General features: G+C 71.2%; 12 protein-coding genes. 4 read left to right on the top strand and 8 right to left on the bottom strand.

Features of this window, described 5'->3' with window-relative positions:
* Positions 1-79 precede the first annotated feature (79 nt).
* The 7 genes from OG623_RS32325 to OG623_RS32295 all read right to left on the bottom strand — a co-directional run bounded on the left by OG623_RS32325 (position 80) and on the right by OG623_RS32295 (position 11,052).
* Positions 80-487 (bottom strand): hypothetical protein, encoded by a 408-nt coding sequence (locus tag OG623_RS32325; RefSeq protein WP_406151143.1) that lies wholly within the window; start codon positions 485-487, stop codon positions 80-82.
* 27 nt (positions 488-514) lie between these two features.
* Positions 515-3,703: a glycosyl hydrolase 115 family protein gene (locus tag OG623_RS32320; protein WP_406151142.1), complete on the bottom strand. Its 3,189-nt coding sequence runs from the start codon at positions 3,701-3,703 to the stop codon at positions 515-517.
* An 84-nt stretch (positions 3,704-3,787) separates the two neighbouring features.
* A complete protein-coding gene (locus OG623_RS32315) occupies positions 3,788-5,326 on the bottom strand; it encodes a sodium:solute symporter family protein (RefSeq protein ID WP_406151141.1) in 1,539 nt (512 codons plus the stop codon).
* A 197-nt stretch (positions 5,327-5,523) separates the two neighbouring features.
* Entirely contained in the window at positions 5,524-7,926 is a 2,403-nt protein-coding gene (locus OG623_RS32310; protein WP_406152102.1) for a glycoside hydrolase family 3 N-terminal domain-containing protein, read from the bottom strand.
* Between the two features lie 51 nt (positions 7,927-7,977).
* The gene (locus tag OG623_RS32305; protein ID WP_406151140.1) at positions 7,978-8,871 is read right to left on the bottom strand and encodes a carbohydrate ABC transporter permease; all 894 of its coding nucleotides are present in this window, start codon (positions 8,869-8,871) and stop codon (positions 7,978-7,980) included.
* 4 nt (positions 8,872-8,875) lie between these two features.
* Positions 8,876-9,805, bottom strand: coding sequence for a carbohydrate ABC transporter permease (locus tag OG623_RS32300; RefSeq protein ID WP_406151139.1), 930 nt, complete (start codon positions 9,803-9,805; stop codon positions 8,876-8,878).
* Positions 9,806-9,807: 2 nt separating this feature from the next.
* The gene (locus OG623_RS32295) at positions 9,808-11,052 is read right to left on the bottom strand and encodes an extracellular solute-binding protein (protein ID WP_406152100.1); all 1,245 of its coding nucleotides are present in this window, start codon (positions 11,050-11,052) and stop codon (positions 9,808-9,810) included.
* 214 nt (positions 11,053-11,266) lie between these two features.
* Between OG623_RS32295 and OG623_RS32290 the strand changes: the two genes are divergently transcribed.
* The 4 genes from OG623_RS32290 (at position 11,267) to OG623_RS32275 (ending at position 15,124) form a co-directional block, all read left to right on the top strand.
* Positions 11,267-12,325, top strand: a complete 1,059-nt coding sequence (locus tag OG623_RS32290; RefSeq protein WP_406151138.1) for a LacI family DNA-binding transcriptional regulator — start codon at positions 11,267-11,269, stop codon at positions 12,323-12,325.
* Positions 12,326-12,398: 73 nt separating this feature from the next.
* Complete coding sequence (locus OG623_RS32285) at positions 12,399-13,076, top strand: uracil-DNA glycosylase (protein WP_406151137.1); 678 nt, start codon at positions 12,399-12,401, stop codon at positions 13,074-13,076.
* Positions 13,073-14,062, top strand: a complete 990-nt coding sequence (locus OG623_RS32280) for an N-acetylglucosamine kinase (RefSeq protein ID WP_406151136.1) — start codon at positions 13,073-13,075, stop codon at positions 14,060-14,062. The genes OG623_RS32285 and OG623_RS32280 overlap by 4 nt, the downstream gene beginning before the upstream one ends.
* Before the next feature lie 138 nt (positions 14,063-14,200).
* The gene (locus tag OG623_RS32275) at positions 14,201-15,124 is read left to right on the top strand and encodes a sirohydrochlorin chelatase (RefSeq protein ID WP_406151135.1); all 924 of its coding nucleotides are present in this window, start codon (positions 14,201-14,203) and stop codon (positions 15,122-15,124) included.
* 58 nt (positions 15,125-15,182) lie between these two features.
* On the opposite strand, the gene OG623_RS32270 is transcribed toward OG623_RS32275, so the two are convergent.
* On the bottom strand, positions 15,183-16,253 hold the full coding sequence (locus OG623_RS32270; protein ID WP_406152099.1) for a lactonase family protein: 1,071 nt from the start codon (positions 16,251-16,253) through the stop codon (positions 15,183-15,185).
* Positions 16,254-16,263: the final 10 nt, after the last annotated feature.

Here is a 16,263-nt window from a genome sequence, read left to right as displayed (position 1 = left end):
GATTTACCGTACTACGGCGTTCATCGAATTATGAAGCCCGCCCCGAGGCTCCTCCCGTGCCGCCCCCGATGCGCCTCCCTCACCTCCCGGGCAGCAGCCGCCGCCGGAGACGGATGTCGGCCTCGGCGCCGTACACCTGGCTCCAGCTGCGTCCGCCTCCCGATGTCCAGGTCACCTGGACGTTCGCCCCGTCCGTCCTGACGGACTCCACCGTCATGAGCCGGTCACCGTCCCGTACGTCGCCGCGCCGCAGCTCCCGCGCCTTCACGGTGACGGGCTCGGCCGACCGCGCGTTCTCCGCCTCGACGGCAGCGGCGACGAGCGCCGCTGCCAGCTCACGCGCGGCGGCGGGGGAACAGGACCAGGAGGCGGCCCCCGCCGATGGACCCTCGATCCGGATGCCGACCCGTGGTGGCTCCTGGGCCTGCCCGGGGGCCACCACCAGCGTGGCGCCGTTCCCCTCGGTGTCCCGGATCTCGATGCTCATCCCTGCCGCCTCCTCGTCCCGCTCCGGTCAGCTCAGCCGGAGACTCTCCGGCGGGCCCAGATAGCTGGGCTTGAGACCGCCGGTGTCCACCACGAGGTTCTGGAGTACCACGGTCGGGTCGACCATCCAGAATTTCAGCACATGGGCGCCGGCCCGGCCGATGCGGTGCCGGGTGGCGGTGCGGTTGACGTTGTCCGAGGTGTTGCGGGCCCACCGGTTGTTCATGGCGCCGTCGTCGGACCCGGTGGCCTCGGTGATGTTGACGGACTGCGGGGTGTCGTCGTCGAAGGAGACGGCGTAGGTGAGTCCGTCGGTCGCCAGGGCGTTGTTGCGGGGTGAGAGGTACGCCCAGACGGTCACCGGTCCTGTGGTGAACAGGCTGACCCGGTACTCCAGCCGGGGCCCCCGGCCGCCCGGGGTCTGTCGCGGTGCGGTGACCGGGAAGGGCTCCATGCCCGATCCGGTGCGGCCGATGCCGGGGATGCGGCGCCAGGAGATTCCGCCGCGGCCGACCGTCCGGTGGAAGTGGTCGGCCTCGATGGAGACGTACCCGTTGGCCTCGACGAAGCCCGTCAGCTGCGCGCGGGTCCGCCGGGGCCGGTCGACCACCGCGCTCACGACGACCTCGCTGCCGCCCGGCCCCGACACGGTGACGGGCACCCGGGTGACGCCCTTCGGTGCCCGGGACCAGTCGACCCGGAAGGTGACCCGGGTCTGGGCGTCGACCCGGCCCCGCGTCCGGTCCGCGATCAGCCAGGAGGCGCCTGTACGGATACGGAAGTCGAAGGGTACGGTCCCCCGGTTGAACACCTCGACATACTGCGCGGGCTGGCTCTGGTACGGGCTGAAGACCGGCAGGACCGCCTCGCCGCCGCCCTTGCCCGAGGCCGGCCACCAGTCGGACGAGCCGTCGACGGCCACCCCCATCTCGGCCGTGTGCGGGAGTTCGATGCGGCGCACCGCGGGGAAGATCTCGTCCGCGATCGCCACATCGTTCAGCTCCGGCTGCTGCCAGGGTGCGTTGGGCCCGTAGCGGTCCACGTCGCCGTAACCGATGTGCGGCTGCGACTGGAAGCCCTCCCACTTGCCGTCGGCCACCTCGGTGTCGAAGCGCCGGGCCAGGGCGAAGTCCTCGGCGAGAGCCGCCTCTGCGGTGGCGGCGAGCTGGTTGGTCAGCGCCCGGCCCTGGGGGGCGTAGTGCAGGTTGGTGAACTCCGCCTCCCGCAGGGCGTACAGGTTGGCGCTCGCGCGCACCGCGTATCCGACGAGCTCGAACCAGGCGTCCGCGGCGGACGCGGGAAGGGTCTTCCTGACGCGCTCCGCGGCGGCGTCCAGACGCTGCCAGTCCTCGGTGACCCGCTCCAGCTCGCGGTAGTCGACGATGCTGAAGGGCGTGGCCTTGTCGTCGTAGACGACGGCGGACTCGTCCGTCCCGAGGTCCTTCGCCGGGTCGAGGGTGATCTTCCGGTTGAGCAGCTCGGGCTTGCGCCGGGACTGCAACCGGGCGTACGTGCGGAGGATCTCGGCGATCTCCTCGGCCTGGCGCTCGCCGAAGTTCTGGGCGGCGTAGCGCTCCTCCCACTCCGGGAGCGCGTCCAGGGACCAGCGGTCCGGGTCCCAGGCGTACTCCAGGAAGAACTGCGTGGGCAGTTCGTTGCCCTTGAGGTCGCCGACGTTGGTGACCCAGAGGCCGTGGTTGCCGTAGGCCGCGCTCTGGTGCAGCTGGTCCCACATGTTGGGGAGCGAGGTGGTGTCGACCCACTTGTAGTTCCGCCCCACCCCGACGTAGTCGAAGTGGTAGTAGAGGCCGTAGCCGCCGCTGCGCGGGTCGTTCTCCAGGTCCGGCAGCTTGCGGACGTTGGCCCAGTTGTCGTCGGTCAGCACGACGGTGATGTCGTCCGGGACCCGCAGGCCCCGGTCCCAGTAGTGCTGGACCTCCTTGTAGAGGGTCCACACCTGCGGAACCGCGTCCTCGGCGCCGAGTTCCTCGGCGATGATCTCGCGCTGGGCGGCGATGATCTCCGTCATCAGCTCGATCCCGTCGCCGTCGGGCAGACCGACGTCACCGTTGCCGCGCATGCCGACGGTGACCACCCCCTCGAAGTCCTCGTCGGCCATGCGGCGGATGCCGTCCCGCCAATAGGCCTTGACGGCCTCGGCGTTGCTGCGGAAGGACCATTCGCCGGTGCCGCCGTACGGGTCGTGTCCCGGCTCGGTGATGTTCCCCTCGCTGTCGCGCACGGCGGCGACGGCGTGCCGGTTCCACTCCTCGATGCCCCGCATCATGGGGCCCTCGTGCGAGGTGCCCATGACGACGCCGTAGGCCTTCGCGGTGGCGTGGTTACGCGGGTCGTCCTCGGCGAAGGCCCGGCCCCAGACCGCGGGCCAGAGGTAGTTGGCCTTCAGACGGAGCATCACCTCGAAGATCTTGGCGTAGAAGTCGGCGTTGAAGCCGCCCTCGAACCCTGGTGCCTTTCCCGGGCCGAAGAAGGCGGGGGCCCAGGTGCCGAGCGCCGGATTCTCGTCGTTGATGAAGAACCCGCGGTACTTCACGGCGGGGGTGCCCTGACTGTGCCGGCCGGGCAGGACGTACAGCGCGTCGCGGTGGACGGGGGTGACGTCGTCCCACCAGTACCAGGGCGAGACCCCGATGCCCCGGGAGACGTCGTACGCCCCGAAGATCGTGCCGCGCTGGTCGCTGCCGGCGATGACGAAGGCGCGGTCCACGCCGGGCAGCGGCCTCTCCACCACCGTCTGCAGGCTGGTCTCCCACCTGCCCTTGATCCCCGAGACCTTCAGCCTGCCCGCGGCTATCAGGCCGTCGATCAGCGGGCTGCGGCCGATGGTGCCCACGAGGACGATCTCACGGCCTCGGGGTGCCGCGTCCCGGGAGAGCGCGGGGCGGACGCCGGTGACGCGCTCGATGTCGTCCCGGAGGTCGCCCGCGACCCGCACCACCCCGTCGTGGTCCTTGTCGCTGACCACGATCGGGGCCGCCTCTCCGGCCCTGACCAGGGAGAAGGCGCCGGAGCTCGGCCTGAAGGAGATGTACGCGCCGGGGTCGGTGGGACGGACCGCAGGCCAGTGGCCCGAGGCGGCCGGCGCCGCCTGGGCCTCACCGGTCAGCCCCATCAGTGATCCGAGCGGGGTCGCCGCCACCGCCGTGAGCCCGAGGCCGGCCCCGAGGACCGATCTGCGACTGGTGTGCTTGTCCATATCACTCTCCCCATTTTGTTCACATGCATGACAAATTGGACGGGTGCACGCCCCTGGTGGATGTCCGGTGCGGGCACGAGGCCGTCAGTCGGTCGTTCCGGGCGCCTTCGCCGGCTGCCGGGCGGCGTCGGCGACCGGTCCGTCGTCCTCGTCCGGGGCGGGCGAGAGCGCGGCGACGATGGCGTCGGCGGTGTCGTCCGGTTCCGGGCCGATCAGGCCGACGACGACGTACACCACGAGTGAGGTGACGAGCGGGGTGACGATCACGAGCGTCTGGTCGGAGCTGTCGAGCACGAACTTCACCAGGACGTACCCGAGCAGCCCCAGCGCCCAGGAGGACAGGGCGGCCCGTGGTCCGAACCGACGGAAGACGGGCAGCAGTCCCAGCAGCATCGGGATGGATATGGGGCCCATCACGGCGGCGACGAGTCCGACGATGATGCCCAGCACACCCCCGAAGTGGTCGGCCTCGATCGCGACGATCATGCTGACGCTGATGAAGACGACGGTGCACACCCGGGCCAGGAGCAGTCCGGTCGCCGGGGACAGGACGCGGGCGCGGCGTACGACGGCGGGGATGATGTCCCGGGTGACGACGGCGGAGACCGCGTTGGCGTCCGACGAGGCCATCGCCATGGTGTGCGAGAACATCCCCGCCAGCGTCAGCCCGACGAGCCCCGCGGGCAGGTACGACTCCGCCATCAGCGCGTAGACCTTCTCCGGGTCGGCGATGTCCGGCAGCAGCACGGCCGCTGCGACCGGCGGGAAGAGCAGGACGGCCGGCCAGATCACGTACAGGACGGCGGAGAGCCCGGCCGAACGGCGGGCGGCCTTCGGGGAGTCCGTGGCCATGTACCGCTGGGCCAGGTTCCACATGCCGCCGTTGTACTCGAAGAGCTTCACCACGACGTACGCGCCGAGGAAGGTAGCGGTGTACGGGCCGACAAGCGGTTGGCCGTGCCCGTCGGGCAGCCTGTGCCAGATGGTCCCGAGGCCCGCCGGGCCGTCGCCGAGCTGGTCGAGTACGACCCAGAGCATGGCGAGCGCGGCGGCGCCCTGGATGATGAACTGCCCGAAGTCGGTGAGCGCGTCGGCCCACAGGCCTCCCACCGTGCAGTAGAGGAGGGTGACGACGCCGGTGATGAGGATGCCGACGGTCATCGACATGCCGGTGAACACGTTGAGCAGCACGGCGACGGAGGCCCACTTGGCGGCCACGTCGAACACCTTCAGCAGTGCCCCGCTCCAGGCGAGCGCCTGCTGGGTCGGCACGTTGTAGCGCTTGGCGAGGTATTCCAGGGGCGATGCGACCGCGTAGCGCTTCCGCAGCCGCTGCCAGCGCGGGGCGAACAGCCAGGCGCCCACCGCGGTCCCGAAGGCGAGCGGCAGGAAGGCCCAGACGTAGACGGTGATGCCGTAGCTGTAGGCGATGGCGGCGTACGCGACGAACACGGCCGCGCTGTACCCGGACATGTGGTGGGAGATGCCGGAGAGCCACCAGGGCATCCGGCCGCCGCCGGTGAAGTAGTCGCTCACATTGCCGATGCGGCGGTGCGACCAGAGGCCGATGAGCAGCATCACCAGGAAGTAGCCGCCCAGGGCGGCCCAGTCGAGCGTGGCCATCAGAACTCCTCGATGTACGTACGTGACCGGGGTGGCCAGCACATTGCCTTGGACATGACAGGTCTCCTTCCATGGCGGTGCCTGGCCCCGAGTGCCGCCCCGGCACGTCCGGGGCGGCCTTCGAAAGTTTCGATATCGTCCCGCGCACGCCCGAGGGGTGCGCGGGACGGGGGTGCGGGGGCCGTGGCCCCCGCACGTCACTTCTGCGCGACCGGCGCGTCGACCGATGTCGCGCAGACCATGCGGCGCCCGTGGCCGACCATCCGCTCGGGCCCGGTGAGACGCAGCCGTACGGTGTGCCTGACGTCGGCCACGTCGCTCGATGTGGCGAAGCGCAGCTCCAGATCGCCCGGCTCGACGACCCTGCGTCCGCCCGTCCCGGTGAAGGAGACCAGGTCCGGGTGGAATCGGAAGCTGACCTTCCGGGACTCCCCCGCGGCGAGCTGCACCCGGGCGTACCCGATCAGCCGGGCATCGGGCCGGGTGGTCTGGGCGACCGGGTCATGGACGTAGAGCTGGACCACCTCGGCCCCGTCCCGGTCACCGCTGTTGCGGACGGTGACCGTGAGGTCGGTCTCGCCGTCGGTGGGAAGCTCGGCCGGCACCTCCGCACCGGCCTCCCAGTCGAACGAGGTGTACGAGAGCCCGTGGCCGAAGGCATAGAGCGGCGTCGGGTCCAGATTGCTGACCCCGTTGGCCAGGCCGAGCGGCGGCTGCAGATACGTCCACGGCTGGCCGCCCGGTCCGTCGGGAACGCTCACCGGCAGCCGTCCCGAGGGGTTGACCCGCCCCGAGAGCACACCGGCGAGCGCCGGACCGCCCTCCTCGCCGGGGAAGAACGCCTGCACGCAGCCGGCCAGCCGGTCCGCCCGCCCTCCCAGCGCGTACGTACGTCCCGTCAGCAGCACCAGGACGACCGGGGTGCCGGTCGCGAGCAGCGCGTCCAGGAGCTCGCCCTGGAGACCCGGCAGCGCCAGGTCGGCCACGTCGCAGCCCTCGCCCGATGTGCCGCGGCCGAACAGCCCGGCCCGGTCGCCGAGTACGGCCACACAGACCTCGGCGCCGGCCGCCAGCGCGGTGGCCCGCTCGACCCCTGAGGTGTCGGTGCCGTCCACCTCGCAGCCCTGTGCGTAGTCGATGCCCGCGCCGGGGAACTCCTCGCGGAGGGCCTCCAGCACCGTCGGCACGTCGATCCCCATCGACGACTCGGGGTGCTGGACCCCGACATGGCTGGGGAAGGAGTAGCAGCCGAGCATGGCCAGTGGGTCGTCGGCGCGTGGCCCCACGACCGCGATCCGCCCGGTGCCCTTCAGCGGGAGCGCCCCCTCGGGGTTGGCCAGCAGGACGCAGGACCGCTCGGCCAGCAGCTTGGCCAGCGCCCGGTTGGCGGGCGGGTCGAGGTCCACGGTGCCGCGCGCCTGCTCAGGATCCACCCCGTCGAGCGCGGCGGGCAGGGGCTGCCGGTCCGGATCGAGCAGGCCGAGCTCGCACTTCTGCAGCAGGACCCTGCGCAGGGCGCGGTCCACCAGCTCCTCGGCCACGAGTCCTTCGCGCACCGCGGCGACCAGCGCGTCACCGTAGCTGCGTACGGTGGGCAGCTCCACGTCGACGCCCGCCGTCAGGGCGACACGGGCGGCGTCGCCCCGGTCGGCCGCGACCTTGTGCAGGGTTTCGAGGAAGCCGATGCCGAAGTAGTCGGCGACGACGGTGCCGGTGAATCCCCAGGTGTCCCTGAGGAGCCCGGTGAGCAGGTCCGGGTCGGCGGCTGCGGGGAGCCCGTCGATCTCGGCGTACGAGTGCATCACCGAGCGGGCGCCGCCGTCGCGGAGGGCCATCTCGAACGGCGGCAGGATCACATCGGCCATCTCCCGGGCGCCTGCCCTGACCGGGGAGAGGTTACGGGCGCCGGCCGACGCGGAGTAGCCCGCGAAGTGCTTGAGCGTGGCGACGATCCCGGTGGACTCCAGGCCCCGGACGTACGCGGTACCGATGGTCGCGACCAGGTAGGGGTCCTCGCCGATGGTCTCCTCCACACGGCCCCAGCGCAGGTCCCGCACGACGTCCATGACCGGTCCGAGACCCTGGTGGACACCGACCGAGCGCATGTCGCTGCCGATCCGGTGGGCCATCTCGGCGACCAGCTCGGGGTCCCAAGCGGCGCCCCAGGCCAGCGGCACCGGATAGGCCGTGGCGCCCCAAGCCGTGAAGCCGGCCAGGCACTCCTCGTGGGCGAGCGCCGGGATGCCGAATCTGTTCGCCTCGACGATCCGGGCCTGAGCGGTGGCCAGCGAGACGGCACCGACGCCCGGGTCGACCGGGGCGGTGCCGAACGGCCGGGTGAGCTGGCCGAGTCCGCGGGTGGTGATGTCCTCGAAGTCGACGGCGTCGACCATGTCGTTCTGGTGCGGTGCGACTCCGTCGCCGTCCGCGTCGGCGCCCACCCAGATTCCGTACAGCTGGGCGGACTTCTCCTCGAGCGTCATCCGGGACGCCAGGTCGGCCACCCTCACCTCGGGGCTGAGTGAAGGGTCGCGCCACGGGCCGTCGACAACGGGGGGCGGTTCGGCCTGACGGGCCTGCGGGACGGGGTGGATCGCCATGACGGCAGGGGTTCCTCTCATGAGTGCGGTGGTACGGGCGGCGTGGGTGTACTACTTGCCGCCCACCCCCATCAGTCCGTTGATCAGCGCCCGCCGGGCCACGAGGTACACGGCGAAGATGGGTATGACGGAGAGGACGATCGCTGCCAGGACCGCGGGGATGTTCACCCCGAACTGGCTCTGGAAGTTGAACAGCCCGAGCGTCAGCACGCGTTGCTCCTCCGACTGGGTCAGGATCAGCGGGAAGAGGAAGCCGTTCCACGCCTGCAGGGCGGAGAAGATCGCCACGGTGCTGATCCCGGCCCTGGACAGCGGAACCGCCAGCTGCCAGAGCATGCGTATGGGCGAGGCTCCGTCGAGGGCCATCGCCTCGTACATCTCCTCGGAGACGTCACGCATCGTGCCGCTGAGCACGAGGACCGCGACGGGCATCGCGAACGCAGCGGTGGGCAGGATGATCGCCCACAGGGTGTCGTACAGACCCATCTTGCCGATCATCAGATACAGGGGCACGATCACTGCCTGCGCCGGGATCGCGACACCGAGCAGGAAGGTCCTGAAGGCGAGCGACGAGAGACGGCTGCGGGTGCGCACCGCCACGTACGCCACCGGGACGGAGAACACCAGCACGAGGGCGACCGTGGCCACCGCGACGACCGCGGTGTTGACGATCAGCGAGAGGAACCCGCTGTCCAGCACGAACCGGTAGTTGTCGAGCGTGGGCTCGGTCGGGATGGCCAGCGGGTCGCCGTTCAGCGCCTGGTCCTGGTGCATCAGTGACGCGGAGACCAGCGTGTAGAGCGGCACCAGGACGATGACGAGCCAGATCAGCGAACCGATGCCGGCCACGGGGTTGCCGAGACGGCGGCGGGCCGGGCGGCCGCGACGCGGCGGGGCGGGGGTCACGCGCTGCTGCGGCGCGGCGGGGCGGGTGTCGATCGACATCTCGTCACATACCTTCCCGGGTGGACCGCATGGACCCGAAGCCACTGAGCCGGACCATGATCAGCGAGATACTGGTGGCCACGACGACGAGCGCCGTGGCGATGGCCGCCGCGTAGCCCAGGTCGTACGTCTGGAAGCCGGTCCGGTACATCAGGTAGGGCAGGATCGTGGTGTCCGTTCCGGGGCCGCCCTTGGTCATGATGAGCACGGTGTCGAAGTAGGTCAGCGAGCCGACGATCATGAGGACCGACGAGGTCGTGATCGTGTGGCGCAGCTGCGGCAGGGTGATGTGGAAGAACTGCCGCACCATGCCGGCGCCGTCGATGGAGGCGGCCTGGTAGAGGACCTCGGGGATCTGCCGGGCGCCGCCCTGGTAGATCAGCGTGTGGAAGGGCATGAACTGCCAGCCGCCGACGAACGCCACCACGAGCAGCGCACCGGTGGACGAGCCCATCACGTTGGGATCGATACCGAGCCAGGGCCCGATCGTCTGGATCACACCGAAGTTGGGGTCGAGCAGGGCACGGAAGAGGATCGAGATCGCGGTGGTGGAGAGCAGCAGCGGGATGAAGAAGACCGCGGACAGGAAGGCGCGGCTGCGCTGGCGGCCCGCGGCCCAGACGCCCAGCAGCAGGGCCACCGGGGTCTGGAAGGCCCAGCTGATCGTGGTGAGCAGAAGGCTCAGCCACGCGGCCTGGCCGAATTCGGAGTCCTTGAAGAGCCTGGTCCAGTTGTCCAGGCCGGTCAGGGTCGGGGAGCCGAGCCCGTCCCATTCGCAGAAGGAGAGATAGAGGGCGATCATCAGGGGGACGATCGCGAAGGCGGCGAAGAAGAGGATGCCGGGGACGGCCCAGGCGACCGGCGGGCGGCCGACGTTACCGGCGGCCGCCTTCCCGTCTCCGCGCCTCTTCACGACCGGAGTGTGGTGGGACATCGTTACTTTTCGGCCTTCATGGATTCGACGAACTGCTCGGGGGTCGACTTGCCGGCGAACAGCTTGTTGGTCTCCGTGAGCAATGTCGTGGCCTCCTTGGATTCGAGAGCCTGGTCCCACGAGAGGGTGAAGCTCGGGGCCTTCTCCACCATTTCGTACTGGTCGGTGGCGAACTTCGGGTTGGGGGAACCGCTCAGCATCGAGGCAGCGTTGGACGTGGTCGGGACGTCACCGTTGTCGACGAGGGCCTGCGCGTAGGTCTTCGACGCCATCGTCTTCAGGAAGGCGATGGCGGTGTCCTTGTGCTTGGTCCTGGCGTTGATGGACCAGTAGTTGGTGGGGTTGCCGACGACGTTCGCGGGGTCGCCCACGCCGCCCGCGACCGTCGGGAAGGCGGTCCAGCCGAGGTCCTTCTCGGCGAAGTCCCGGGCCTTGCCCAGCTGCGTCGAGTACTCCCACGAACCCATGAGGTGCATCGCGGCCTTGCCCTTGCTGAGCAGGGTCGGCGCCGCGCCGCTGCCGTAGTCCACGGAGTTGAAGTTCTTGCCGAAGGCTCCGTCGTCGATCAGCTGCTTGACGGTCTGCGCCGTCTTGAGCACCGCCGGGTCGCCCCAGCCGTCCGGGTCGCCGTCCTGCATCTTCTGGAAGACCTCGGGGCCGCCGATCCGGTCGAGGAGGTACTCCATCCACATCAGCTCGGGCCACTTCTCGGCGCCGCCGAGTGCGAAGGGGGTGACGCCCGCGGCCTTGAAGGTCTTGATGGCGGCCTGGAGGTCCTCCCAGGTCTTCGGCGGCTCCACGTCGTGCTCGGCGAAGAGGGACTTGTTGTAGAAGAGCATCACGGGCTGCATGCCGCGCATGGGGACCCCGTAGACCTTCCCTTCGAGGCTGCCGGCCGTCATGATCGATGGAATGAAGCCGTCCTTGAGTGTGGCGTCGTTCTTGATCGTCGACGTCAGGTCGACCAGATCCTCGGAGTCGACGTACGGCTTGATGGATCCGCCGCCCCAGTTGAAGAAGACGTCCGGGGCGCTGGGCGAACCCATGGCGCTGCGGAGCTTGTTCACGTAGTCGCTGCCGGGAACCGGAACCAGCTTCACCTTGACCTTGGAGGTCTTGTTGAACTTCTTGACCGCCGCTTCCTGAACCTTGACCGCGTCGTCCCCGTAGACGTAAGCGGTGATGGTGCCGCCGTCGCTCCCGCCGCCACCGGAACCGCAGCCGGCCAGCAGACCGGTCATGACCATGGCCGCGCCCGCCGCGGCCCATCTCGTCGAACGTGTGCCCTGAGTGAATATCCCCGACCGCATGACCGCACCCTCTGTCGAATGTTTCGGCGTGCCTATCGAATGTTGCCGGAACCGTACGGTCGTGTTTCTGGCCCGTCAAGAGGTCGGGAGCAAGGATTTACGAACCTTGCCCGGACGGGAGTCCGGGCCACGAGGGAGCTACGATTCGTGCATGAGCCCCGCAAAGGTCCAGCCCCAACAGGAGAAGGCGCCCGTCGACGAGTCGTCGGAGAGCACCGCCACGCTGGCGGAGATCGCCCGAGCGGCCGGAGTCTCGGCTCCGACAGTTTCGAAAGTGCTGAACGGGCGTGCCGATGTCGCCCCCGGCACGCGTACAAGGGTGGAGGAGCTGCTGCTGCAGCACGGCTACCGCCGCAGGCGCGGCGCCTCCCAGCAGTCCCGGCTCATCGACCTGGTCTTCCACGAGCTGGACAGCGCCTGGGCGATGGAGGTCGTCCGGGGCGTCGAGAACGTCGCCAGGGGCGAGGGCCTGAGCCTCGTCCTCTCGGAGAGCGCGGGCCGGCTCACCCCGGGCCAGACCTGGGTGGACGGCGTCCTGGCCCGTCGCCCGGCCGGTGTGATCCTGGTGCTCTCGGACCTCGACGCGGCGCAGCGCGCCCAGTTGACCAGCCGCTCCATCCCGTTCGTCGTCGTCGACCCGGCGGGCGACCCGGGTGACGACATCCCGTCGGTCGGTGCCGCCAACTGGCAGGGCGGCCTTGCCGCCACCCGCCACCTGACGGGTCTCGGCCACCGCAGGATCGGCGTCATCGGCGGACCCGCGCGCATGATGTGCAGCCGCGCCCGGCTCGACGGCTACCGCGCGGCCCTGGAGACCTCCGGGGTCCCGATGGACCAAGGGCTCGTCCGGGAGGGCGAGTTCAACCACGAGGGCGGCTACACGGCCGCCCTGGAGCTGCTGCGACTGCCGGACCGTCCGACCGCCATCTTCGCCGGCGACGACCTGCAGGCACTCGGCGTCTACGAGGCGGCGCGTGAGCTGGGCCTGCGGATCCCGGAGGACCTGAGCGTGGTCGGCTTCGACGACCTGCCGCTCACCCGCTGGATCGGCCCGCCGCTGACCACGGTGCGCCAGCCGCTCATCGAGATGGCCGAGACCGCGGCCCGTCTGGTTCTCGACCTGGGCCGCGGCAAGCAGCCCGCGACCACCCGCGTCGACCTGGCAACGAGCCTGGTGGTCCGCAGCAGCACCGCGCCACCGGCCGGCTGAGGAGCCCCGGCGGGAGGAACGGGCGGGCGGGGGCGGGTCCGAGGGGATCCGGGGCGGCAGTAGAGTGCGGCCCGTGGCAGCACGACCGTTGAAAGAAATCGTCGATCCGGGATGGGCGCAAGCCCTGGAGCCGGTGGCCGAACGCATCGCCGCCATGGGCGACTTCCTGAGGGCGGAGATCGCCGCCGGGCGTACCTACCTGCCCTCGGGGCCCCATGTCCTGCGGGCGTTCCAGCAGCCCTTCGAGGACGTACGCGTCCTGATCGTCGGGCAGGATCCCTACCCGACGCCGGGGCACGCGATCGGCCTGAGCTTCGCCGTGGCGCCGGACGTCGGTCCGCTGCCGGGCAGCCTGGAGAACATCTTCCGGGAGCTGCACGCGGATCTGGGGCTTCCACGGCCCTCCAACGGCGATCTGACGCCCTGGACCCGGCAGGGGGTGCTCCTGCTCAACAGGGCGCTCACGACGGCCCCCAGGCGCCCCGCAGCACATCGGGGCAAGGGCTGGGAAGAGGTCACCGAGCAGGCCATCCGCGCGCTGGCGGCCCGGGGGACGCCGCTGGTGTCGGTGCTGTGGGGGCGCGACGCGCGCAACGCGCGTCCGCTGCTGGGCGATTACCCCGCGATCGAGTCCTCGCACCCCTCCCCCATGTCCGCGGACCGGGGCTTCTTCGGCTCGCGCCCCTTCAGCCGGGTCAACGACCTGCTCCAGCGGCAGGGCGCGCAGCCCGTCGACTGGCGACTGCCGTGACGAGCGCCCCCGATCCGCCGTTCGTCGTCGGCGTCGACTCGGGCGGGTCGGGGCTGCGTGTGGCGCTGGGGCCGGTGGACGCGGTCCGCCCGGTGCGCACCACCGTCTGCGCCGAGCCGGTGCGGACAGGAACGGACGGGATCGACGCCGGGCACCTCCTGGAGCAGCTGCTGCCCGCCGTGAGCCGGCTGCTGGAGCAGACGGACCGGGCCGGAGCGGCCGTGGCCGCCCTGGCGGTCGGGGCCGCGGGGATGGCGACCCTCGGCGACCAGCTGCGGGCCCGGCTGCCCGGCGCCCTCGCGGACGCGCTGGGGGTGCGGCGGATCGCCCTGGCGGCCGATGCGGTGACCGCGTACGCCGGAGCGCTGGGGCAGCGTCCTGGAGCGGTCGTCGCGGGCGGCACCGGCATGATCGCGCTGGGCACCGATCTCACGTCGTGGCGCAGGGCCGACGGCTGGGGGCATCTGCTGGGCGACAGCGGCGGGGGCGCCTGGATCGGCCGCGCGGGGCTGGACGCGGCGATGCGGGCCCACGACGGCCGACGCGGCGGGTCACCCGCGCTGCTGACACGGTCGGAGGCGGTCCTCGGACCCGCCACCGGCCTTCCCGGCCTGCTCTATCCGCGTACGGACCGCCCCGCGCTGCTCGCCTCGTTCGCCCCCGAGGTCGCGGCCTGCGCGGACGAGGACGAGGTGGCCGCGGGGATCCTGCGGGAGGCCGCCGCGCACATCGCCGAGGCGGCGGCCGCGGTCTGCCCGAGCTCCGATGGCTGCGAAGTCGCTCTGACCGGTGGGCTGTTCCGGATGGGCGAGCCTCTGCTCGGGCCGTTGCGCGGCGAGCTGGCCCAGCAGATTCCGCGGGCACGGGTGGTCCCCGCGCAGGGCGATCCGCTGCACGGCGCACTGGAGGTCGCCCGCGCCCTCGCCGGCCCGGGCCTTCGGCTGCCGCCCCACCCGTCGCTCCTGTTCGTACCGGGAGTAACGTAGGCGATTCGGCCGATCATCTGTCTGGACAGAGCAGGTCAGTTGCCCGCTTTGCCGCTCAACAGACATATACGGACAGATAACGCCTGACGCCCCCCTCCCCGAACAGAGGGGCACCCAAAACCAGTAGCATGCGGCGCCATGAGCACCCCCACTGGGCCCGCTTCCGGCCTGCCTGTACGAATGCCGCGACCTCGCCAGTCCGGACGGCACCGCCGCCCGGAGCCCGTGGTCGCACCTGAGGGCGCTGCCGCGCTCGTTCTTGCCCTTCCCGGTACCCCTTCCCCGGCCTCGCGCAGCCTGGCCGAGGAAGTGATCAGCATCGCCCGTTCCGAGCTGCCAGGTCTGAACGCACAGATCGGTTACCTCGACGGCGACGACGCCGAATATCCCACCCTCGTCTCCGTACTCACCAACGCCGCCGCCGAGCGCACCGCGCGCTACGAGCAGGCCGTCGCCGCGGGCCGTGAGGTCGCCGAGCCCTCGGGCCCGTCCGCCGTCGTGGTGCCGCTGCTGGCGGGCCCGGACAGCGCCCTCATCCGGCGTATACGGCAGGCCGTCGTGGACAGCGGTACGCAGACGGAGCTGACCGACGTACTGGGTCCGCACCCGCTCCTCGCCGAAGCGCTGCACGTACGCCTCTCGGAGGCCGGTCTGGCACGCGCCGACCGCGCGAGGCTGTTCACCGTGGCGACCGCGGCCGACGGCATCGTGCTGGCCACGGTGGGCGGCGAGGAAGCCGTGCAGGCCGCCGGGATCACCGGCATGCTGCTGGCCGCGCGTCTCGCCGTACCGGTGATGGCCGCGGCCCTGGACGTGGACGGTTCGGTCGCCTCGATCGCGGCGCAGCTGCAGAACTCCGGTTCCGAGCAGCTCGCGCTCGCGCCGTACCTGGTGGGCCCGGAGATCGACGCCGCGCTGCTGGAGGCCGCCGCGAAGGAGGCCGGCTGCTCGACCGCAGAGCCGCTCGGCGCCTACCCGGCGATCGGCAAGCTGGTGCTCTCCCTGTACGCGACGACGCTGGGGATCACCCCGGCGACCCCGCAGGGCGCCCAGGCGCACTGATCCGTGCCTCGCTCCCGGCGCCCGCACCGGGCGCCGGGAGCGAGGAGTCAGTCGGTCGTCAGGCGAAGACCACGCAGGAGGCGGCGGGAACGTCGAGGGAGCCCGCGTGCGCCGGGATTCCCGTCTCCGCGTCCACGGCGAACCAGCTGACGTTCCCGGAGTGCTCGTTGGCGGCGTACAGCCACTGCCCGGTGGGGTCGAGGGTGAGATCCCGGGGCCACCGTCCGCCGCAGCCCACGGCCGCCGCCAGGACGGGCTTCTCGGCCGTCTCGTCGAGCGTGAGGACGGAGATGCTGTCGTGACCGCGGTTGGCGGTCCACAGGAACCTGCCGTCGCGGGAGACGACCAGCTCCGACGGGTATGTACGCACGCCGGGGTCCTCGGCGGGGTCGTGCGGCAGGACCTGCGTCTCCCCCAGCGGTTCGAGCCGGCCCGCGACAGCGTCCCAGCGGCACACGGTGACCGTCGGCTCCAGCTCGTTCAGGACGTACGCGTGTCCCCCGGACGGGTGAAAGGCAAGATGGCGCGGCCCCGTCCCCGGCCGTAGCGCCGCCTCGGTGTGCGGCCGCAAGGATCCGGTGGCGGGGTCGAGGGCACAGACACGTACGGAATCCGTGCCGAGGTCCACGCTCAGCACCCAGTTCCCCGAGGGGTCGGCCAGCACCTGGTGCGCGTGCGGGCCCGACTGGCGGCCCGCGTCGGGACCGCTGCCCTCGTGCCGCAGGACGCCGGTCGCGGGCCCGAGCGAGCCGTCGTCCTGGACGGGCAGCGCGGTGACGCTGCCGGAGCCGTAGTTGGCCGTCAGGAGATGCCCCGCGGCGAGGGCCAGATGGGTGGGGCTGCTCCCGTCCACCGGCCGTACGTCGCCGATCAGCCGCGGCGCGCCGTCCTCGTCGACGGCGAATGCCGCGGCGGCGCCGTCGGAGGTCTCACTGACGGCGTACAGCACGGGTTCCCCCGTCCCGGGAGCGCGTCCGGTCGCGAGGAAGGACGGGTCGGTCACGGCGTCCGTGGACGCCAGCACGGACGGCGCCCCGGTGTCCCGGTCGACGGCGGCAACACTGATCCCACGCCCGCCCGCCGAGGTGAACGACCCTATGAATGCCCGCTTCGCGTGGTCGTCGCCCATCGCGCCACCC

The sequence above is a fragment of the Streptomyces sp. NBC_01012 genome (assembly GCF_045162755.1).
In the GTDB taxonomy this organism is placed as follows: Bacteria; Actinomycetota; Actinomycetes; order Streptomycetales; family Streptomycetaceae; genus Streptomyces.
The sequence above is the reverse complement of the archived record's forward strand: the minus strand, read 5'-3'. Positions and strand labels throughout refer to the sequence as shown.

Coding starts and splice junctions, on each gene's coding strand:
- OG623_RS32325 (WP_406151143.1), bottom strand. CDS start 487: ATGAGCATCGAGATCCGGGACACCGAGGGGAACGGCGCCACGCTGGTG.
- OG623_RS32320 (WP_406151142.1), bottom strand. CDS start 3,703: ATGGACAAGCACACCAGTCGCAGATCGGTCCTCGGGGCCGGCCTCGGG.
- OG623_RS32315 (WP_406151141.1), bottom strand. CDS start 5,326: ATGGCCACGCTCGACTGGGCCGCCCTGGGCGGCTACTTCCTGGTGATG.
- OG623_RS32310 (WP_406152102.1), bottom strand. CDS start 7,926: ATGGCGATCCACCCCGTCCCGCAGGCCCGTCAGGCCGAACCGCCCCCC.
- OG623_RS32305 (WP_406151140.1), bottom strand. CDS start 8,871: ATGTCGATCGACACCCGCCCCGCCGCGCCGCAGCAGCGCGTGACCCCC.
- OG623_RS32300 (WP_406151139.1), bottom strand. CDS start 9,805: ATGTCCCACCACACTCCGGTCGTGAAGAGGCGCGGAGACGGGAAGGCG.
- OG623_RS32295 (WP_406152100.1), bottom strand. CDS start 11,052: ATGGTCATGACCGGTCTGCTGGCCGGCTGCGGTTCCGGTGGCGGCGGG.
- OG623_RS32290 (WP_406151138.1), top strand. CDS start 11,267: ATGAGCCCCGCAAAGGTCCAGCCCCAACAGGAGAAGGCGCCCGTCGAC.
- OG623_RS32275 (WP_406151135.1), top strand. CDS start 14,201: ATGAGCACCCCCACTGGGCCCGCTTCCGGCCTGCCTGTACGAATGCCG.
- OG623_RS32270 (WP_406152099.1), bottom strand. CDS start 16,253: ATGGGCGACGACCACGCGAAGCGGGCATTCATAGGGTCGTTCACCTCG.